Genomic DNA, 18,871 nt, shown 5'->3' on the forward strand with positions numbered 1-18,871 from the left:
ATAATACACAGGAGCCAGACGCGTCTGATCGTAGAGACGGGACTGACGCGAAAGACAGTACAGATGGGACTGACGCGGACGATGGGGCAGACAAAACCGACGGTGAGGACCGGCCCGGTTGAACTGAACTCACTCGCCGGACGCCCATCGCGTGTCCGCGAGTGTGCGCTGAACGACGTCGTTACCAACGGCCTCCGCCAGCGTTTCGAAGCCGACCCGTTCGCTCCGGTCGGTCGCGTTCGCGACCAGCCGCGAGACGATGAATTCGGGCGTCGAACGCCCGACCGTCCCGAATCGAGGCTGGTAGTCGACGAGTAACTCGAGATCGGGGCTCAGCCCTTCGGCGAAGATACCGTCGACCCGCGCGTCGGACGGCAACGGCTCGAGATCGTCGGCGAGGTGGGTGACGAATACGCCGAGGGCGTCGCGATCGACGGAAAGCGTAACCAGGCCGTGAAGCAGATCCGCAGCGCTACCCGGCTCCGTGATCGCCTCGAACTCATCGACCAGCATCAGGGTGCGCCCGTCCGTCGAGAGCGGCGGAACGATAGACCGCAGCGTCGACTCGAGGACGCCAGCGTTGAAGCTCGCGTGCCGTCTGTGAAAGACCAGGGAGTCAACCGGCGTCACCTCGGCGCGATCGGCCGGGACCGGCAACCCCATCGACGCTAGCAGAACGACCTGACACAGCGTCTCGAGCAGGGTCGTCTTCCCACCGCTATTCGCACCCGTCAGGACGGCGACGCGCTCCTCGCCAGGGACGGAGTCGACGCCTGCAGGGACGCTCGTGATGCCGTGCTCGCCGAGCGCATACGTGATCGACTGGACGGTCTCGTCGTCGCGCGAGGCAAGCGTGAGATTCCGCGCGTTGATCACGGAGACGGTGGCCGCCCCACCGTCGACGAACACGGGACGCGAACAGTCGTACTCGAGCGCGAAGCGCGCGAGCGAGAGATGCAGCGCGATGTCGTCGACCGCCTCGACGGCCTGCGCGACGCCCTCGCGAGCGTCCTCGAGCGTGTCGCGAAACTCGTTCGCGACGGCTTCCTCGCGCTCGTCGATGGCCGCGGTAAGGTCGCTTCGGAGCGTACGCAACGTTTCGCCGACGAAATCTGTCGCATCAGTCGCATCGGTCGGCATTGCTTCTCGGACCTGATCGATCGTTACGGCCGTCTCGCTCAGGAGGTAGTCCTCGAACGACTGGCGGAACCCCTCGACGTCGCGGACGCCCTCCGAACGGAGGTCCTCGATCAACGAGAGCGCATTCGCGTCCACGTCCTCGACCGCTCCAAGTGCATCGCGCAATCGGTCGAGTTCTTCGTCCGCGCCGTCACGCACTCGGCTCCCGTCGAGCGCGGCTAGCGCCTCTGCAGCCTCGACCAACCGGTCGCCGTCGAGGTCGGCGATGACGGCGAACGGTCCGGAGTCGACCCCCGCCTCGAGCAGGGCCAGTGCAGCCTCGACGGCGGCGCGTTCGCTGCCGTCACGCTCGTCGTAGCGATCGTAGGCATCGAGGACGGCGATGCGATCGTCGTCGGAAAGATCGGCCCAGGCGTCGCGGGCCGTGAGGACGTCCTCGAGTCGGTCCTCCATCGCGTCGCGGCTGGCGAGCGGCGTGAGCACTCGAATCCGATCGGCCGCGCGCTGGGTGACGGCGTGACCGACGGCGAGGTCCACCAGTTCCTTGTATGCCGACCGGGCGTCACCGGTCGCCAGAATATCTATTCCGGCGCCGCCCGTCGCCCTGCGTAGGATGCGCGTCGCCCTGCCGCGGGCGAGGCCGGCATCGGAAAGCGCCCGCACGTCCCCGCTTTCGATCGCCCGGATCGCCTCCTCCCTTCCCAGTTCGTCGACCAGCGTCTCGCGCGTCTTCGGGCCGACTCCCCAGTACTCCTCGAGTCGCATACTCCCTGCACTCGAGGCGACCGCCTTGAACGCTGTGTCATCGGCCTGTCACCCACGGACCGATACGACGTCCGATGGCCCTCGCAGACGAGAGTCGCCTCACCGGGTCGATCAGCGCTGAGCGTAGATCACTCGTGCCGACCCACGACTCGCGTTCCACCGCGGGAGCGAGCGCGTCGGCGCGCGATAGATATCCACGAACGTGAACAGCAGTGGGGTGAGAAGGAGACCGTAGAAGCACAAACACGGGGATTTTTATCGACTCGGCGCCCTACTCACTCTCATGACTGATGGGCGGGGCGAGACTCCCCGGCGAACAGGAATGACCGAAAAGTGTGGCGTCGTCGGCGTCTCACTAGACGGTCGGGACGCGGCACGACCGTTGTACTACGCGCTCTACGCACTCCAGCATCGAGGGCAGGAATCGGCGGGTATCGTGACCCATGACGGGTTCCAGCAGCACAGTCACGTCGAGATGGGGCTCGTGGGGGACGCATTCGGTGAGGACGACCTCGATACGCTCAACGGGTCGGCGGGAATCGGCCACGTGCGCTATCCAACGGCCGGTTCCGTCGATTCGTCCTGTGCGCAGCCCTTCTCCGTCTCGTTCAAGAGCGGTTCGCTCGGCCTCTCGCACAACGGCAACCTCGTCAACGCCGACGAGATCCGCGACGAACTCGCCGCCGCGGGCCACGCGTTCACCAGCGACGGCGACACGGAGGTCATCGCCCACGACCTCGCACGGAACCTCTTAGAGGAGGATCTGGTCCGAGCGGTCAAACGCACTATGGGTCGGATCCACGGGTCGTATTCGCTGACGATCAGCCACGACGATACGATCCTCGGCGTGCGTGACCCACGGGGTAATCGACCGCTTTGTATCGGGGAACTCGAGGACGGCTACATTCTGGCATCCGAGTCGGCGGCGATAGACACCCTCGACGGGGAACTCGTCCGCGACGTTCGACCGGGCGAACTGGTCGTCCTCCAGGACGGTGGACAGGGATTCGACACGTACCAGCTCGTCGAACAGGAACACACGGCCCACTGCTTTTTCGAACACGTCTACTTCGCGCGACCCGACAGCGTTATCGACGGGACGCTCGTCTACGAAGCCCGGCGCGAACTCGGCCGCAGACTCTGGGAGGAAAGCGGCGTCGAGACAGACGTCGTGATGCCAGTCCCCGACTCCGGACGCGCGTTCGCCTCGGGGTACGCCGACGCCGCGAGCGAGACGACCGCCGACAGCGAACCACGAGCCGGGGACGACGAAGGCGTCGAGTTCGCCGAGGGGTTGATGAAGAATCGATACGTCGGCCGAACGTTCATCATGCCAACTCAAGACGAGCGCGAACGCGCCGTTCGGCTCAAGCTCAATCCGATCAAGTCGACTGTCGAAGGGAAAACCGTCACCGTGATCGACGACAGCATCGTCCGCGGGACGACCTCGACCCAACTCGTCCAACTGCTCAAAGATTGCGGCGCCGAGGAGGTTCACGTCAGAATCGGTGCGCCCGCCATCGTCGCCCCCTGTTACATGGGAATCGACATGGCGACCCGCGATGAGCTGATCGCCTCGGACAAATCGACCGACGAAATCCGCAGGGAAATCGCCGCCGACAGTCTCGCATACCTCTCGACCGACGCAGTCGCTGACGTCTTAGAGCAGGAACGCATCGACCTCTGTCTCGGTTGTGTGACGGGCGAGTACCCCTACGACATCGAGGGGGAAGAGACCGACCGCGACGTGAGCTGTCCCGACCTCGGCGGGCAACCGATGCACGCGGACGACTAATATCACAGGATTGTGGTAATCGCGGCTACCGCAGGCAGGCCGCAACGACCTCGAGCATTCCCTCGCCGCGGACTTCGTCGGCGAACAGGGGGACGCGGCGCACGTCGGTACCCCGAAAGAGGTCCTGCGCTTCGGCCAATGCCGACTGCTGGACGTCCCACCGCCGCTGGCAGAACTCGCAGTCGTCGAGGTTCGGCTGCAGGAATTCACCCTCGACGTCCGCCGTCACGTTCGACAGGGGTTCCATCACTCGGTTGACGACGACGGTTCCGACCGGAATCTCGAACTCGCCGAGTTGCTGGCGGAGCCGCTTCGATTCGATGACGCTCATCTCTTCGGGGACCATGACGATCCGGAAATCCGTTCGCGCCGGGTCACGCAGCGCGGCACGCAGGCGCTCGATGCGCTCGCGCAGTTCCTGCAAGTCCGCGACGTTTCCGCTGGTCTCTGGGACCTCTGCCCCGCCGAACATCCCTTTGACTCCGTCAACCATCCCGCTGATGCGCTGGCGAAATTGCACGAGCCGGCCCATCATCGTGTCCATGATCTCGGGCAGTTGCAGCAGTCGAAGGGTATGACCGGTGGGAGCCGTGTCGATGATCACGCGCTCGAATCGTTCGTCGTCCATGTACTCGAGCAAGAGTTGCATCGCGGCGGCCTCGTCTGCACCGGGCATCGCACCCCCGAGGAGCGCCTCCATCGGCGATTCGTCGCCAAACAGTTCGCCCACTCCGCCGAGGGGACTGTCTGCGGCATCGCCGCCGAGTGATCCGCCGCCGGTCTCGGCGGTGGGACCGCCGAGAAACGCGGTCTGTCCCTCCTCCAGTGCAGCATCGGGGTCGATTTCGGCCGCGAAGAGCGGGACGTCGTCGCGAATTCGATCGGGTCGCGCAGGGACGTCCGTCTCGAACGTATCCGACAGGGAGTGGGCAGGATCGGTCGAGACGACGAGCGTCCGGGTGCCACCGCAGGCGCTGTCCAGCGCGGTCGCTGCGGCCATCGTCGTCTTCCCGACGCCGCCTTTCCCTCCGTAGAGTATATAGTCTGGTCCGTCGATCGGTTCGTCGGACGGCTGAACGTCGATGGACTCCCGTTCCCCGGCCACCTCGTCGTCGACCGAGTCGGTCGGCGTTACCTCGATCCGTTCTACACCGCCGTTCGTATCGGTCGCCGCCTCGTCTTCCCCGTCGACTGACTCGACGTCGATCCCACTCATGTGCTCCAGTTTCCCGCCCAGACAGGAGTATTCGTCGGTCTCGATTCGACGGATGTCAGACCCGGTCCTCGCTCGAGTCTGGAGCGGGGACGGACGTTCGGGCGGCTGTCGGGAATCGCATTGTGGCGCTCGGATCAGGAATCGTGATTTCGCGGTACGAGCCCTCCGGTGCGACGCCACGAGCAGTGTCGAGTGCAACCAGAGTGATCCGGATCGCCCACAGCGTCGCATACAGTACCCGGGTGGCTGGATTGGACGGACGGCGTACTGGAGTCGATTCCGGGCCGCCGACAGCTGCCGGTACACAGTTCGAATCCGGCGCCGTTTCCATAAAATCCACGAATCGACCGCGACTGGACAGCGCTCCTGCATGTCCCGGCCGACGATACCGAGTGTGTATCCCGTCCGGCGTGTCACACCCTCGAGCGGCGCTCCTCGAGTCGCCGCGTCGTTTCAGTGGCGGGTCGTCAAACGAACAGCGACAGCAGGAGTTAGGACATAGTTAACGGCGAAAGAGTCGCTTGCGTGAGAACGAACGCGACGACGACGGCCTCAAGCAGCATCTCTCGCTACGTGAGAACCCGTCGCGTATCCGTGTTGTGGCCGGCGGATTACTCGTGTCGGGACGTCGCCTGCGGCCGGAGAATCGGCGGGGCGTGGGTCGGACGGGCAGTGAGTTACGCGGTCGGAATGATAGGGAAAGAAGCGAGCGCGTGTCCGGGGACGACGGATCAGTCGAAGTAGTCTGCCAGACGTGCTGCGGCCTCCTTGACCCGCGGCGAGACGAGCGCGAACCGAAACCACGCTGTTCTCGAATCGCCGAATGCCTCACCGGGCATCCCTGCGACGCCGACGTCGTCTATCAGTCGCATCAAGTTCTCGAGCGACCCCGGGTAGCCGTCGAAGCGAGCCATCACGTAGAACGATCCGTTCGGTCTGGTATACTCCGCCCCCGCTGCGTCGAGCGCGTCGGTAAACGTGACAACGCGTTCGCGGAGTCGGTGCCGATTGCGCTCGTAGTATTCGGTCGGTGTCTCGCGGAGGGCGTTCAGAACAGCGTACTGACCGGGCCTGGTGGTCGCCACGTTGACGAGCATGTGTCGGCTTTTGGCCGCCTCGACGAGATCCGGCGGGAAGATCGAATATCCGACTCGAAGCCCCGTGGCTGCCATCGATTTCGAGAACGCGTTGGTGACGATCCGATGAGTGGAATCGATCGACAGCGCGCTCGTAAACTGCCCCGAGAGATCGTAATGATCGTACACTTCGTCGCTGATCAGGATCGCATCGTGTGCTTCGGCGACCGTGACCAGTTCCTGCATCGTCGCTTCGGGATAGACCGCACCGGTGGGATTGTTCGGCGTGTTCACCACGATCGCCACTGTGTCGTCGCTGGCAGCGTCGCGAACGACATTCGGGTCGAGACGTCCGTCGGCCGACGTCTCGACGAAGGTCTGCGTTCCGCCGAGCATCGTCGTCTTTCCCGGATAGTACGGGTAGACGGGATCCGTCAACAGGATCTCGCTCCCGTTGTCGCGCTCGAGCGCTCGCGCCATCGCGAGGTAATTCGCTTCTCCCCCTCCGTTCGTGATGACGACCTGATCGTGGTCTACGCCGCGGCGCGCCGCGATCTCCTCGCGGAGTTCGAGTACGCCTTCGCTGGGTGGATACTGAAATCGGTCTGGCTCGAGGTCGGCGTATTCCCGGAGTCCCTCGCGAAGCGCCGCTGGCGGTTCCCAGTCGGGGTTTCCGCTGACCATGTCGATGACGTCTCGGTCCGCCGCGTTCGCGTACTCCATCACCCGGAAGAACAGCGGCGTTTCGTAGTTCATGTCGTATCGAGTACTGCGTCGGCGCTCTCAGTCGTTCTTTTGGTTTTCGCCCGGACGGTGACGAGTCGCGTCTCCGTCGTCACGAACGTCAGTCCTTGGGTTGACATCCGAGCGGCCCGTTGACTCGAGCATGAACGACGACATGGATCGCGACCTGGCGATGAAAATCGGTGACGTCTTGCGCGATGCCGAGGAGACGCTGGCAGTCGCGGAATCCTGTACCGGCGGCCTGATCGGTGCTGCAATCACCGCGGTGCCGGGCGCGAGCGACTACTTCGACGCCGGGCTAACGACCTACGCCTACGACGCCAAGCGACGACACCTCGGAGTCAGCCGCGAATCACTCGACGAACACGGTGCCGTCTCGGAACCCGTGGCTCGAGAAATGGCGCAGGGAATTCGGGACGTCGCGGACGTAACCTGGGGTGTCTCCACGACGGGAGTCGCTGGTCCGACTGGCGGGAGCGACGAAATTCCCGTCGGGACCGTCTACATCGGGGTGTCGTACGCGGCCCCGTGGGGAACCGACGCGTCGTACTCGACCGTGTCACGGTACGTCTTCGACGGTGATCGCGCGGAAGTGCGCGCGAAAACCGTCGAACAGTCGCTCGAAGACCTCCTCGCGGAACTCGAGACGCACTGAACTCGGTGCGCTGCTGATCGAACCTGTCAGTGGTCTCTCTCGAGGGGTCGGATTCAGTAGTCACCGCTCGAGAAAAACACGTCTGGATGATACTCTTGAGAGTAAACTATTCGTGGGTTGCCCCCAGAGGCGACTACATGAATAAGAAGGGCCACGTGTTGAACGCCGTTCTTTTGAGTATCGGGGTGGGGTATCTGCTCGAACCCACGGGGAATCTGGAGACGTTCGAAACGATCGTTATGATCGGCGTTCCGATCACGCTCGGAGCCCTCTTTCCGGACGTCGACACAGCCTTCGGCAGGCATCGAAAGACGCTGCACAACTTGCCGATCCTCGTCGGATTCGTCGTGTTTCCATATGTATTCGACAACCTCGCGTACGTCTGGATCGGTGTGTTGACCCATTACGTCCTCGACGTCGCAGGGAGCAAGCGCGGCATCGCGCTGTTCTATCCAGTCTGGTCGAAGGAGTTCGGACTGCCGATCGGCGTCACGGTCAGTAGCAAGCGGGCCGATCTCATGATGGTGTCCGTCACCGCGGGCGAACTCGTACTCGCCGGCGCAGTCGTGTTTCGGGTGCCACAGTGGGGGTTCTCGGTCGGGCGACAACTACTGGGAATCTAGTCGCCCGTTTTAGACACCAATCGAGTGCGAGACCAGTCGCACTGTCTCGGGTTACCAGTCGTTCTCTGGAACGATAGACAACTGGTTGCCGTTGATCTCTACCCGATACTCGTCGACGACGAAGGACAGTTTCGGGTCGTTGGTGGTCGTGACGAGCGTATCGAGCGCCTCGGGATTGACGTGATCGTACAGTGCAGAGTCAAGTGTCATCGGGAGGTCGGTCGGATCGACGTTTTCGATACCTGCGATGGCGTTGGCAATCGCAACCGTCGGCGTCGTACTCGACCAGACGTATCGACCACAGAACAGTTCGTCCCCCATGTGTTGGCCCCTATAAGATAACCCATCGAGGACTCACTTTGGTATGGTGTAATTATCCCGGTAACAACTGTCAGTTTCGCAGGCCTATTTCGTGACCGACCCTGTGCGAGATGGGTGCGAACAGGAGGGACGTCACTCGTCGCAGGCCCCACTCCCGGTCGAGAAGCAATCTCGAGAACTACTGGCGATTCGGCGTCCAGTCTTCGCAGGCGTCCATGTCGTCCATCGCCGTCTCGTGGCGGGCACAGTAGGGAATCATTCCGTCCGTCGAGCGAACGTACTCGAAGTGTCTGCAGTTCCCACAATAACGGTCGGTGGGTACATCCGACCGTGCGTTTGGCGAGTCCACGACCCCTGTGCCGGTGTCGTCGTCTGCCTCGAGCGGCGAGGAGATGTCCGCAGTCGTCGATCCGCCGTCGCTGGTCGCGGCACCGACGGATCGCTCGGTCGTCGCGCCACCCCCGCCGATTCCCGTCGAGCGCAGGAATCGACGCGTGCTCGATCCTCCCTCCTGCAGATCGGCCGCGTCACCGTTTTTCGTGGCCGTTTCAGCGCTCGCGTTCGTCTGCGTTTCGATGTCCCCGTCCGGCGTTCCACTGCGAAAGTCAACTCCTCCGAGCCTGCCCGAACTATTCGATTCGTCGACTTCGACGACGGTTTTGTTGTGGCGGGTGACGTTCATTTCGAGGTGTCCGCCGGGGTCGTTGCGTCGTTTGAACGTTGCGACGGCGGCGAACAGACACCAGATCGCGGTCAAGAGCCCGAGCAAGTAGATCGCAGAGACCTCGAGCGTCAGTTGGTCGCTGCCGTATCGCCACTGATGGGGGTAGGCGTGCCAGAAGAGCGTGACTCCCAGCATACAGAGGCTCGCGCTGATCGCGGCCGTCGCCTGGATACGACGGCTGGCCGGTAACACGACGAAGACGCCGACGAGGACGGTCGGAACGCTGAGTCCAGCCAGAACGCCCGCAGCACGGACCGTCGCGAACTGGGCGGCCATTCCTCCAGAGAGTTCGGCTACGAAGCCACCGACGGGGTCAGTCGTCGCCACGAGGACGGCCACGACGGCCAGTAACCCGCCGAGCAGGACGAGCGCCGTTCCCGTGTACAGCCGGCGACTCGTCACCCCAGGCGCGGTTCCATCGTAGACCTCCGTCAGGCTTGTCATGCAGGCCTGTTCGGTGCCCTCACACAAAACGATACGTCAGACACATGTAGTCTGTTAGATGATTACTGTGACGGCCGAAACGCAGGGCGGACCGGAACGCGGGGCGGACCGGTTCACCGCCCGAAACGAAAGCTTGAATCGGCGGCCACCCAAACGACTGTTTATGAGCGACGAGGAAGCGGACTCGGAGCCGGCGGTTTCACTCGGCGAACGCAGGCCCGTCGATGGCGCGCCCCTCGCCCGGGTCAGTTCCCGACTGACCTGGCCCAAAGAGAAGAGCGAGGTCGATCGACTCGAGGGCGACACTGTCATCCGGACGCCGGACGGCCCACGCGAAGTTTCGGCCGTTCTCGAGGACGTCGACGAGACGTACTTCGAACGATATCAGGAGTTCGAACGTCACGTCCAGGACGTGATCGGAACTGGCCCTGTGCCGACCGCGGACGAATAGTATCGTGGCGTCCGAACCGGATCACCGTAGCGGTCGCTGGTTCCAGCGCGGACCGGGGCTCACCTGGGTGCAGAAGTCGCTGGTGATCGGTGCCGTCGTCGCACTGTTGTGGATGCGATTCGTTCCGAACAGACTGGGTCCACGGGTTGTCGTCGACAGCGTCCTGCTCATTGGAGGGCCGCTCGCGCTCGGACTCTCGCACGGCAATCGAATCGGCTGGCGCATCGACCGGCTCGCGGTTCGAAACACGATCCTTCTCGCATTGTTCGTCATCCCGTTCTACGTCGTCGGTTCGACGTTCCCGACGATTCGCGCGTTCTATCCGATCTGGGAGACGTCGGCCGCGCCTGCAACGTTCGTTCCCCACGCCCTCAGACTCATGGTTCTCGCGCTCGCGGCAGAGACCTACTACCGAGGATTGCTCTGTGTCGGCGTCAGGGAACTTGGATTCGTCGCCGTGTTCATCAGCCCAGTCGTCTACATGCTCCACCACTCCTCGAAGCCGCCGATCGAGTTCCTGCTGTCGGGTCCGACAGATGTGTTGTTCGGCGCCGTCGACTACAAATCGAATTCCATCCTCCCATCCGTACTCGCCCACGGCGGCGGACTCGTCCTGCTCGACTGGCTCGTTCTACACGAGCCGCTGTTCGATCCGTCGATCGTCGTCCAGTACCTCGAGTGGCTTCCCGTTCCGCTCTAATGCGCGCTCGTTACGAGAACGAGTGGGCTGGACATCCCGCCGATTGGCCGTTCGTTTCCGTCGCGATACCGACGGTTCGTACGCCGGAATGTGATGTCATTTCGGGGTACAGTCACGACCATCAACATTTATTGGTTCGACTCGCGAGGTGCAACTATGGACACCCGCATGGCGATTTCCGCTCTCCTGGTGTGTACGCTCGGCGCACTCGCCACACTGGTAGTCCTGCCACTGGTGAAGTATGTCGTGTCGGCTTGTCTGCTCGCAGCACTTCTCCGTCCTGCCAACGAACGACTGGTCCCGCGAGTCGGTACCCGAGTCGCTGCGATCACGCTCACAGGGGTTACCGTCGTCGCCGGCATCGTTCCGCTCGTCCTCGTTTCGGTCGTCGTTCTCCGCACGACAGTTTCGACTCTCGAGGCGGTCGACGGAACGCGAACCGCGACGTACAGTCGCAAGGTGGCCCAATCCACGCTCGGGCTGAACGACGAGACGGTCGTCGCACTCGAAGCCGCCGTTCAGTCGGAACTCGACGGAGCGTTTTCGAGCGTCGCCGAGGTGACGCTTTCACGGACCATCGATCTCGTTACCCTGGGCGTCGACCTGGTCGTCGGCTCGATCGTCTTCCTCTTTGCGCTATACTATCTCCTCAGGGACGGTCCGGCGGTCGTTAACTGGTTCCGTGACGTCTCGCCCCTCGATCCTCGAGTGTTCGACGAACTGTTCGCCGAAGTGGCCGATGTCACCCGCGCTGTCCTCCGCAGTCACGTTCTGGTTGCGCTCGTACAGGGGGTACTCGGCGGCCTGGGACTGGCGATCCTCGGTGTTTCGTACGCAACGACGCTCGGGGTCGTTCTCGTCCTCGTCTCGGTTCTCCCGACGATCGGGATCTGGCTGGTCTGGGGTCCTGTAACGATCGCTCACGCGGCTTCCAGTGGACTCGTACGCGGCGCCGTCGTGCTGGGTTACGGGCTGGTCGTCCTCCCCGTCACCGATTACTACCTGCGGGCGTTCCTCGTCGATCGCGGCACCGATCTGCACCCCGCGGTCGCCCTGCTCGGGGGTATCGGCGGTCTCAACCTGTTCGGGATCGTCGGGCTGTTCGTCGGTCCCGTCGTCCTCGCGAGCTTTAAAGCGGTCGTGACGATCGTGAGCCGACTCGGTCGCCACTCCTCGCGACCCGGACTCGCTGACATCGAACGGGATCGGCAGCTCGCTGAACAGAGTAGGTAGGTGGTTCCGCCACGGCGCCACCGCTCACCCCGATTTGGAGAAGGCGTTCAGGTTCGACTGCAACCCCGCTGCGAGTTCGGATTTTCGCTGCAATCGTGTGTGTGACACCGGCAACCGGGTCGCGACTTCCGATACCGCCTCGTGGAACGACTCCGCCTCGCCGTACTCGCCGTCGAAGGCGTTGCGGACGCTCTCACGAACCTGCCAGACGCCGACCGGAGCCCAGTAGTCGTCGCTCACTTCCCGTAAGACGAGACACTTCGCCTGGCGGCCGATCGACTCGAGGTACTCGAGGACCCCCAGTCGAGCAGCATAGTAGGCGCCCGCCGTCTCCTCGACGTAGCTCGAGCGTCCCTCGTATCCCTCCGACGCGCTTGCCATCCAGACGTTGTCCTCGGGATCCGGGTTCCAGATACTGCCCGGCGCTTTCATCTCGACGAGTTCGAACTCCCAGGTGCCGGGCGCGAGGACGATCCAGTAGCGGTTCCCGAGGTACTCGTTCGCCCAGACCTGCACCTCGTCGATACTCGATGCGTTCCGTATGCGACCGCGCAGGTAGGTCCCGATCGTGTCGTCGACCGCGGTGATCGACCACCGCGTCGGGACGAGTCGGCGCTGTTTCGTCTCGCCGAGCGCGCCCGCAGAAAGAATCGAGTTAATGTCGTAGACGTCGAAGCCGCGGCGGTAGAGGTACGTCATCGCCCCCTGGGCCTGCCAGTCGTCGTCCTCTAAGGTTTTCTTGATCGGACGGGGGACGGACGGGTTCTCGCGCAGTTCCGCGTTGCGAGCGCTAGCGCGGGGACCGCGCGGGGTCGCGACGTCCGTTCCGGTATCCAGACCGAGGTCCGGCGTGTCGTCCAGTCCGATTTCGAGGTCCACGGGCCGATCGGCGATGGCGACCTCGCGCTGAACGCCGACGAAGCCGTCCCAGGTGTCGTGGACGGACGGCGCCAGTCGACTCGCGATGCTTGGCGAATCGACGTTCGCGCGCTTGCTCGAGTTGAGGAGCCCCGTCCGCCGCTGGAGGACGTCATCGATCGCGTACCCTTGCTGGTACCAGTCCCCGTCGGTGACGTACTCCTCTGCGGCGTCTTCGTCGCCGACCGGAGAGAGCAATCCGATCGTGATGTCCGGGTAATTCGACCGCCCGACGAAGATCGACGGCGAGGTCGAACCAACGAGAGTGTCGTCGCTCAGCGCATCGTCGAACCGGCGCTCGAACTCCGCGAGATGATCAGTGATCGCATAGGACTTCTCCTTGGCGAGTCGGCGGCGCTTTGCCTCCTCGTCGGGCTCGAGGTCCTCGATGTAGTCGTCGAGGCGCATTGGTTCGGAGTTCGGTCGGCACGGCTTTGAATGTTGAGTTCCTGTCGGAGAGCTCTCGTCTCGGTTGCGTTCCAGGCGGGAGCTATCCAGGTGGGACGAAAACAGCCCGTCGGCTGGGCGAGTTCGTTCGACGACGGGACCGACCGGCTGAAATGTCAGAGGCAGAGGTTCGGTGGCGTCGGCCTACCGAACCTCACCCGCCAATTCACGCCGGATCGATAAGTACCCGACAGCGCGTTTTCAGAGTCGGAAAACGGTGGTCGAAGTATCGCCATCTCGGTCGCCGGCCACGTTCTTCCGCCCGAACAGATCGGTGCGACGGCTGTTCGACGACGGTGGCGCGACGACGAGTAACGAACGACCGTCCTGGAACGGTTCGAGAAAGACAACCGTTAAAAACGGCGGGCGGGAAGTGGTGCGTATGAGTACGACCGAGGATCGAGAGACGCGCTCCTGCGTCTCTTGTGGACTCAATATCGCGGGCACGAACGCCGCCGCATTCAAGTGTCCGGAATGCGGCCAGCAGGTCTATCGCTGTGCCAAGTGCCGCAAGCAGAGTAACCTCTATGAGTGCCCTAACTGCGGGTTCACCGGTCCATAAGTTCACCATGGGAAAAGTCGCTGCCAAAATCAAGGTAATGCCGGACAGCCCCGAAATCGACCTCGACGCGCTTCAGGAGCGCCTCGAGAGCGCTCTTCCGGAGGGGGCGAAAATTAACGGCGTCGAGCGCGAGGAGGTTGCATTCGGCCTCGTCGCCCTCTACCCGACCGTGATCGTTCCGGACGGTGCGGGCGGCACGGAGACAGTCGAGGAGAACTTCACCGACGTCGATGGCGTCGAAAGCGTCGGCGTCGAAAACGTCGGCCGGATTTAACGACGGCCGGTATCGTTTTCAGCCGATTCACGCCCCTCACGAGTCGGTGGTCTCGACTCCGGCATTACCATCCCGAACGCCTTTCGTCGCAGGAGCACTGGAAACGGCCAATGGACGCCCGAACAGTGTTCGCCTGGGTACTGGTGACCGCGTCGGTCGTGATACTCTGGTTACTCGCGAAGCCGTTTTTGTCGTGGCTGCTGGTGACGGGGCTGCTCGCGTTCGTTTTTACACCCGTCCACCGACGGCTCGAGGACCGCGTCGGAACGCGCGTCTCCGCTGGTACACTCTCACTGCTGGTCGTCGCCGTCACCCTCGGTACGCTGTTGCTCGGCGCGACCGTGGTGTTGGAGCAGGGCCTCACGCTGCTGGAGAACGTGTCGCGGTCGGGGGTACTCGGACAGACAGATCGGTTTCTCGAGCAGCGACTCGGGATGGACGTCCCGATTCAGTTGCTCACAGAGCGGGGGATCAGTCGCGTCACTGCGTACGCGGGTGGCAGCGTCTCGTCTTTCCTGAGTGAAAGCTTACACGCGTTTCTGGAATTCCTACTGCTCGTGTTCGTCTTCTACTACCTTCTCAAGGACGGCGATCAGGCTGTCGAGTGGGTCACGCAGATAACGCCACTTCCGCCGCGCGTGAACGACGAACTGCTGACTTCGACCAACGACATGACGTGGGCGATCCTCAAGGGTCACGTCCTCGTCGCGTTTATTCAGGGGGCCGTCGCCGGCATCGCCCTCTTCGTTACCGGCGTACCGGAGGCACCGCTTCTGACGGTTGCGATGATGATCCTGGCGCTCGTTCCCATCGTCGGCGTGGCACCGATCCTCGGCGCAGCAGTGGTCTACCTCTCTATCAACGAGCAGCTACTGTCGGCGGCGTTCGTGGTCGTCTGGGGACTTACTTCGGTCGCCGTGACGGACGACTATCTGCGAGCGATGCTGATCGATCGCGGCTCGGAGTTGCACTCCGCGGTGATCTTCGTCGGCATTCTGGGTGGAACCTACCTTCTCGGACCGGTCGGTCTGTTCGTCGGCCCGCTGCTTATCGGGTTCGCGTTGACGGCCATCGAAGTACTCGGTGATCACTACGACGTGATTCAGCGGCCCGCGAGATGACCGAAAACGACGACCGCCGGTTAGCTCTGATTTCGCTCTCGATTCGCGCCGAGGTCTGCCTGGGAAACGATCTCTGCCCCCATAGGCGAGAGGTCGACGGTCACGTCCTCGGTGATGGCCTTGCTGATCTCGTCTAAGTTACCCGCGAGCACGGTTAACACGTCGTCGGGGTTCGCGTACAGGAGCATGTTCCCGTCCTGTCCCTCCGCGACGAGTTGCGTGTCGTTCAGGACGATCTGATTGTTCTGAATCGTCGCTGAAACGACCGGTAACGCCGCAGGTTTCCCCGGTTCGTCGTCTCTGACCCGTCGAATGTGCACTTCGTCGAGATCGATGACCTCCTTGTGCTTCTTGATCTGTTCGGCGCAGTTGACCATATCGTTGAGAAGGGCCGTTCGTTTCTCGTTGCCGTGATCGCCATCGAGACAGTGCTGACAGACGCGGAGTTCGAGACGCATTGACCGCCGATTAGGGACGGAGACCGATGAGAATTCCGCTTCGATACCCGGCCGAGCGCGGAGCCGAACCATCGTCGGGTTGCCGGTTCCACGCTGATTCCACGCTGGGTACCGCGTTCACTCGCGTAGCCGGTCGTGAATGTCCTGGATGTGCTCGGTCCCGCGGTCGACGTAGCCCCCGTGAAAGCACAGCGTGTGATCGACATCGAGTGCTCCGAGCGCGGCGACCGACTCGGTCGCGCGATCCATCTCCGGCGTGAAATGGGGTTTTGGCCCTGCGAGCGGTACGTCACCGTCTGCGACGAGCGCATCGCCGGCGATCAATAGATTTCCGTCCGGAAAGTAAAGCGAAATATGCCCCGGTGAATGTCCGGGCGTCGCGACGACCTCCATCGGGCCTGCAAGCGTCGAGATCCGAGCGCCGGCCATCAGTTCGAGGTCGACTTCGACAGGCGTGTAGCGGTCCCCATCACTCTTTATCGGGTCGTGCTCGCCAGATAGGTACGGAACTTCGTCGCGGTGGCACGCGACGACCGCGTCGATTCGCTCGAGCAACTCGGCGAGGCCTGCGGCGTGGTCTCCGTCGTGGTGCGTGAGAACCACCAGCCAAACGTCCTCGAGTTCGAACCCCAGCGTTCGGAGGGTAATCCCGAGTGTATCGACGGCACCGCGAGGGCCGACATCGATGAGTACCAGCCCGCGTGCGGTCTCCGCGACCGTCGGCGTGACCGTAATCTCTCGACCGCCGTAGTCGACCGTGATCGGCAACGCGTGGACACCAGCGCTCCGTTGCATGCAGTGGCCATTCGGTGCCACAACGATAGATCTATCCGTCTCTCGGTACCGGGGACGCGAACCGCCATCAGACGGCCTGCCCTCGCCCCAATCATGAATAATTATATAAGTTTATTACCATTGAACAACAGGTTCAGTGTGATGAGAAATAAGTTTGAAGTTTCCACTTACAATTCTGAAGCTAACCCCCTTGCTACGGTTCGAAAACAGGACCTTCCCGATACGGTTCTGCCGTTGATCGAATCGTACGACGAGATTGCTGCCGACAGGGATCGGTTCCTCTGGCAGTGGCTCTATCACCTCTTTCCGACGTTCAGGTTTTCGTGTGTCGACGACAGTCGCGCTCGAACCGTCCGCGACGCGAAATTGGTTGCGACGATATTCGCCGTCGTTGCCGACGACGTCGCGGAACAACACGCCGATCGTGCGACGTTCGACGAGCTAACGGCGGTCCCGTTCGACCACCGGCATTCGAACCCGGATCGTGACGACGTCGACGGTGACGTTATTCAATTTTTGTCGGACGTCTGGGAACAGTTCTCCGTGCGCTACGACAGCGGACCCCGATCTGAGGAATTCGAGAACCTGCTACTGTTCGATCTCAAGCAGGTGTTTCAGGCGATCGAGTACTCGTACCTCGCGAACGACTACTCTGGTCTCGTCTCGGAGCGAGAACTCTGGCGGTACGACGCCTACAACATGCTGATCTTCGTGTACGCCGATATCGACCTCGCGAATGCCCCGTCGTTTGACTCAAGCGAACTATCGCTGCTCCGGCAGGTGTGTGACCGGACGCAGCGAATGGCCCGCATTGGTAACTGGGTTTCGACATGGAAGCGGGAACTCGCCGAGGGCGACTGTAGTTCCGGCGTCGTCGTCCACGCGTTGGAAACCGACATTATCTCCCACCAGACGATACAGATGATCCGGGAGAGCCGGACCGACGAGGTCGTTCGTCCCGTTATCGAGACGATCGACGAGTCCGATGTGGTAGACCATTTCCTCCGGTGCTGGCGAGTCGAGTACGAGAAGGCGATGCAGTTCGAACTCGAGATCGACACTGTCGATGTCGGCGGATATCTCGACGGATTCGAGCGAATACTCGACTACCACATCTCGAGCGAGGGGCACAAGTGAGGTCCAGGTCGTGGCGGGTTCATTACCGGACCCGATTCTCGCAAGGGGTTCGACGGAATTCGGTTCGATATTCGACATCGTCGCCGCGGTTATGGGTGTCGTCGTTCATCGAGGACCGTGGCGGATACACAGAGATACCGTCACCTTATCTCCTTTAAGCGAGAAAATCCCGCCGTGTACGGCGTCCTCACAACGTTTGGTGTTCTGGATAGGCATCGAACCCGTCGGTTTGCTCGACGGGCGTGAATCGCCGCACGAAGAAGTTACATCACGACGTTCTCCACCGCATCGACCTGAACGGACATCCCTTCGGTCGGACAGTGTAACGTGGCCGTTCTGATATGATCTCATTTCGACGCTGAACGCAGTTAGCGTCTCGTCTCCGATAGGATCAGCCGGTGACGTTTTCGCGAATAGAAGACGTCTGTATTATCCGCCTAGTTGATCCTTCACCGTTTATAACTTTATCACCTCATAATGCGTGGCTTGGTATGGTTCGGTCGGTATCACAACACGAAGAAGCCAGCTCCGTCAGTGGAGGAACCGAGGACTCGAACCCAATCCAGTTCACGTACGATACGTACGAGGAACTACTGGTCCAACTGCGATCACGGGGATACGAATTCACGTCGTACGATGGCTCCGTTAGTGACGGCGAGATTTTGTTGCGCCACGACGTGGACTGGTCGCCCCAGCGGGCGACGAAAATCGCGGAAATCGAGGCCGACACCGGTCTCTCCACGACCTACTTCTTCTTGCTCTCTTCGCCGTTCTACAACGCGTTGTATGAGGAGAATCGAGACGCGATCGATCGAATTTCGTCACTGGGGCACGACATCGGCCTGCACTTCAGCACCCACCAGTATTGGTCGTCGGAACCCGCGGACGAGGATCTCGTTGCGGCCGTCGATCGTGAGCGTGACATCCTCTCGTCGGTGGTCGGCGAACCGATCGATGTCGTCTCGTTCCACATCCCGCCGGACTGGGTGCTGAAACGGAGCTATGACGGGTTCGTGAGCACCTACGAGGAACGATTCTTCACTTCGATCGCGTACCGAGGGGACTCGAACCAGCGGTGGCGTGATTCGCCGCCGTTTGCCGACGGGTTCCCCGAGCGACTCCAGATCCTCGTCCACCCGGGCCTGTGGGCTGAATCCGATCAAATGTTCGCCGAGCGATTGTACCGCGAACGCGACGACCGCCATCTGGCGATCAGTGAATTCCTCAATTATCAATTCATCGAAGACCGCGTGAGCAGATCGTAAAACGGTA

General features: G+C 62.2%; 19 protein-coding genes. 11 read left to right on the plus strand and 8 right to left on the minus strand.

All coding sequences use genetic code 11. The features are described 5' to 3' along the window. Positions 1-129: 129 nt before the first annotated feature. Positions 130-1,905: a MutS-related protein gene (locus NJU76_RS16860; RefSeq protein ID WP_254530512.1), complete on the minus strand. Its 1,776-nt coding sequence runs from the start codon at positions 1,903-1,905 to the stop codon at positions 130-132. Between the two features lie 322 nt (positions 1,906-2,227). Between NJU76_RS16860 and purF the strand changes: the two genes are divergently transcribed. Further along, positions 2,228-3,700 (plus strand): amidophosphoribosyltransferase, encoded by a 1,473-nt coding sequence (purF, locus tag NJU76_RS16865; RefSeq protein WP_254532502.1) that lies wholly within the window; start codon positions 2,228-2,230, stop codon positions 3,698-3,700. A 25-nt stretch (positions 3,701-3,725) separates the two neighbouring features. Here purF and NJU76_RS16870 read toward each other — a convergent pair whose 3' ends face one another. Then, a complete protein-coding gene (locus NJU76_RS16870; RefSeq protein WP_254530513.1) occupies positions 3,726-4,916 on the minus strand; it encodes an ArsA family ATPase in 1,191 nt (396 codons plus the stop codon). A gap of 731 nt (positions 4,917-5,647) precedes the next feature. Then, positions 5,648-6,748, minus strand: a complete 1,101-nt coding sequence (locus NJU76_RS16875) for a pyridoxal phosphate-dependent aminotransferase (RefSeq protein ID WP_254530514.1) — start codon at positions 6,746-6,748, stop codon at positions 5,648-5,650. A 130-nt stretch (positions 6,749-6,878) separates the two neighbouring features. On the opposite strand from NJU76_RS16875, the gene NJU76_RS16880 reads away from it, so the two are divergent. Both NJU76_RS16880 and NJU76_RS16885 read left to right on the plus strand, forming a co-directional pair. After that, positions 6,879-7,391 (plus strand): CinA family protein, encoded by a 513-nt coding sequence (locus tag NJU76_RS16880; RefSeq protein WP_254530515.1) that lies wholly within the window; start codon positions 6,879-6,881, stop codon positions 7,389-7,391. A gap of 137 nt (positions 7,392-7,528) precedes the next feature. Next, positions 7,529-8,014, plus strand: coding sequence for a metal-dependent hydrolase (locus NJU76_RS16885; protein WP_254530516.1), 486 nt, complete (start codon positions 7,529-7,531; stop codon positions 8,012-8,014). Between the two features lie 51 nt (positions 8,015-8,065). On the opposite strand, the gene NJU76_RS16890 is transcribed toward NJU76_RS16885, so the two are convergent. Both NJU76_RS16890 and NJU76_RS16895 read right to left on the minus strand, forming a co-directional pair. Beyond that, positions 8,066-8,335, minus strand: coding sequence for a HalOD1 output domain-containing protein (locus NJU76_RS16890; protein ID WP_254530517.1), 270 nt, complete (start codon positions 8,333-8,335; stop codon positions 8,066-8,068). A 178-nt stretch (positions 8,336-8,513) separates the two neighbouring features. Then, complete coding sequence (locus NJU76_RS16895; RefSeq protein ID WP_254530518.1) at positions 8,514-9,503, minus strand: cell division protein CdpA domain-containing protein; 990 nt, start codon at positions 9,501-9,503, stop codon at positions 8,514-8,516. Positions 9,504-9,666: 163 nt separating this feature from the next. Between NJU76_RS16895 and NJU76_RS16900 the strand changes: the two genes are divergently transcribed. The 3 genes from NJU76_RS16900 to NJU76_RS16910 all read left to right on the plus strand — a co-directional run bounded on the left by NJU76_RS16900 (position 9,667) and on the right by NJU76_RS16910 (position 11,887). Continuing rightward, positions 9,667-9,954, plus strand: a complete 288-nt coding sequence (locus NJU76_RS16900; RefSeq protein ID WP_254530519.1) for a DUF5789 family protein — start codon at positions 9,667-9,669, stop codon at positions 9,952-9,954. Positions 9,955-9,958: 4 nt separating this feature from the next. Further along, the gene (locus NJU76_RS16905; RefSeq protein ID WP_425604286.1) at positions 9,959-10,654 is read left to right on the plus strand and encodes a CPBP family glutamic-type intramembrane protease; all 696 of its coding nucleotides are present in this window, start codon (positions 9,959-9,961) and stop codon (positions 10,652-10,654) included. A gap of 156 nt (positions 10,655-10,810) precedes the next feature. Further along, positions 10,811-11,887 carry an AI-2E family transporter gene (locus tag NJU76_RS16910; protein WP_254530520.1) on the plus strand — a complete coding sequence of 359 codons (1,077 nt, stop codon included), beginning with the start codon at positions 10,811-10,813 and terminating at the stop codon, positions 11,885-11,887. Between the two features lie 24 nt (positions 11,888-11,911). Here the strand turns inward: NJU76_RS16910 and nreA are convergent, their stop codons facing one another. Next, positions 11,912-13,213 (minus strand): DNA repair protein NreA, encoded by a 1,302-nt coding sequence (gene nreA / locus NJU76_RS16915; RefSeq protein WP_254530521.1) that lies wholly within the window; start codon positions 13,211-13,213, stop codon positions 11,912-11,914. 421 nt (positions 13,214-13,634) lie between these two features. Between nreA and NJU76_RS16920 the strand changes: the two genes are divergently transcribed. From NJU76_RS16920 to NJU76_RS16930, 3 genes are all read left to right on the plus strand, one after another. After that, a complete protein-coding gene (locus NJU76_RS16920; protein WP_254530522.1) occupies positions 13,635-13,814 on the plus strand; it encodes an HVO_2753 family zinc finger protein in 180 nt (59 codons plus the stop codon). A 7-nt stretch (positions 13,815-13,821) separates the two neighbouring features. Continuing rightward, complete coding sequence (locus NJU76_RS16925) at positions 13,822-14,088, plus strand: elongation factor 1-beta (protein WP_254523829.1); 267 nt, start codon at positions 13,822-13,824, stop codon at positions 14,086-14,088. A gap of 110 nt (positions 14,089-14,198) precedes the next feature. Next, positions 14,199-15,209 (plus strand): AI-2E family transporter, encoded by a 1,011-nt coding sequence (locus NJU76_RS16930; RefSeq protein ID WP_254530523.1) that lies wholly within the window; start codon positions 14,199-14,201, stop codon positions 15,207-15,209. A 20-nt stretch (positions 15,210-15,229) separates the two neighbouring features. Here the strand turns inward: NJU76_RS16930 and NJU76_RS16935 are convergent, their stop codons facing one another. Continuing rightward, entirely contained in the window at positions 15,230-15,667 is a 438-nt protein-coding gene (locus tag NJU76_RS16935) for a hypothetical protein (protein WP_254530524.1), read from the minus strand. A 117-nt stretch (positions 15,668-15,784) separates the two neighbouring features. Then, complete coding sequence (locus NJU76_RS16940; protein WP_254530525.1) at positions 15,785-16,462, minus strand: MBL fold metallo-hydrolase; 678 nt, start codon at positions 16,460-16,462, stop codon at positions 15,785-15,787. 141 nt (positions 16,463-16,603) lie between these two features. Between NJU76_RS16940 and NJU76_RS16945 the strand changes: the two genes are divergently transcribed. Both NJU76_RS16945 and NJU76_RS16950 read left to right on the plus strand, forming a co-directional pair. After that, complete coding sequence (locus tag NJU76_RS16945) at positions 16,604-17,599, plus strand: hypothetical protein (protein ID WP_254530526.1); 996 nt, start codon at positions 16,604-16,606, stop codon at positions 17,597-17,599. Between the two features lie 491 nt (positions 17,600-18,090). Beyond that, on the plus strand, positions 18,091-18,864 hold the full coding sequence (locus tag NJU76_RS16950; RefSeq protein ID WP_254530527.1) for a polysaccharide deacetylase family protein: 774 nt from the start codon (positions 18,091-18,093) through the stop codon (positions 18,862-18,864). Positions 18,865-18,871 lie beyond the last annotated feature (7 nt).

The organism is Natrinema gelatinilyticum (genome assembly GCF_024266705.1).
GTDB classification, from domain to species: domain Archaea; phylum Halobacteriota; class Halobacteria; order Halobacteriales; family Natrialbaceae; genus Natrinema; species Natrinema gelatinilyticum.

What these genes read in the sequence shown, in the direction of transcription:
- NJU76_RS16900 (WP_254530519.1), top strand. Translation starts at nt 9,667, where the DNA reads ATGAGCGACGAGGAAGCGGACTCGGAGCCGGCGGTTTCACTCGGCGAA.
- NJU76_RS16890 (WP_254530517.1), bottom strand. Translation starts at nt 8,335, where the DNA reads ATGGGGGACGAACTGTTCTGTGGTCGATACGTCTGGTCGAGTACGACG.
- NJU76_RS16910 (WP_254530520.1), top strand. Translation starts at nt 10,811, where the DNA reads ATGGACACCCGCATGGCGATTTCCGCTCTCCTGGTGTGTACGCTCGGC.
- NJU76_RS16860 (WP_254530512.1), bottom strand. Translation starts at nt 1,905, where the DNA reads ATGCGACTCGAGGAGTACTGGGGAGTCGGCCCGAAGACGCGCGAGACG.
- NJU76_RS16895 (WP_254530518.1), bottom strand. Translation starts at nt 9,503, where the DNA reads ATGACAAGCCTGACGGAGGTCTACGATGGAACCGCGCCTGGGGTGACG.
- NJU76_RS16880 (WP_254530515.1), top strand. Translation starts at nt 6,879, where the DNA reads ATGAACGACGACATGGATCGCGACCTGGCGATGAAAATCGGTGACGTC.
- NJU76_RS16925 (WP_254523829.1), top strand. Translation starts at nt 13,822, where the DNA reads ATGGGAAAAGTCGCTGCCAAAATCAAGGTAATGCCGGACAGCCCCGAA.
- NJU76_RS16950 (WP_254530527.1), top strand. Translation starts at nt 18,091, where the DNA reads ATGGTTCGGTCGGTATCACAACACGAAGAAGCCAGCTCCGTCAGTGGA.
- NJU76_RS16920 (WP_254530522.1), top strand. Translation starts at nt 13,635, where the DNA reads ATGAGTACGACCGAGGATCGAGAGACGCGCTCCTGCGTCTCTTGTGGA.
- NJU76_RS16930 (WP_254530523.1), top strand. Translation starts at nt 14,199, where the DNA reads ATGGACGCCCGAACAGTGTTCGCCTGGGTACTGGTGACCGCGTCGGTC.
- NJU76_RS16870 (WP_254530513.1), bottom strand. Translation starts at nt 4,916, where the DNA reads ATGAGTGGGATCGACGTCGAGTCAGTCGACGGGGAAGACGAGGCGGCG.
- NJU76_RS16940 (WP_254530525.1), bottom strand. Translation starts at nt 16,462, where the DNA reads ATGCAACGGAGCGCTGGTGTCCACGCGTTGCCGATCACGGTCGACTAC.
- NJU76_RS16945 (WP_254530526.1), top strand. Translation starts at nt 16,604, where the DNA reads ATGAGAAATAAGTTTGAAGTTTCCACTTACAATTCTGAAGCTAACCCC.
- NJU76_RS16935 (WP_254530524.1), bottom strand. Translation starts at nt 15,667, where the DNA reads ATGCGTCTCGAACTCCGCGTCTGTCAGCACTGTCTCGATGGCGATCAC.
- NJU76_RS16875 (WP_254530514.1), bottom strand. Translation starts at nt 6,748, where the DNA reads ATGAACTACGAAACGCCGCTGTTCTTCCGGGTGATGGAGTACGCGAAC.
- nreA (WP_254530521.1), bottom strand. Translation starts at nt 13,213, where the DNA reads ATGCGCCTCGACGACTACATCGAGGACCTCGAGCCCGACGAGGAGGCA.
- purF (WP_254532502.1), top strand. Translation starts at nt 2,228, where the DNA reads ATGACCGAAAAGTGTGGCGTCGTCGGCGTCTCACTAGACGGTCGGGAC.
- NJU76_RS16885 (WP_254530516.1), top strand. Translation starts at nt 7,529, where the DNA reads ATGAATAAGAAGGGCCACGTGTTGAACGCCGTTCTTTTGAGTATCGGG.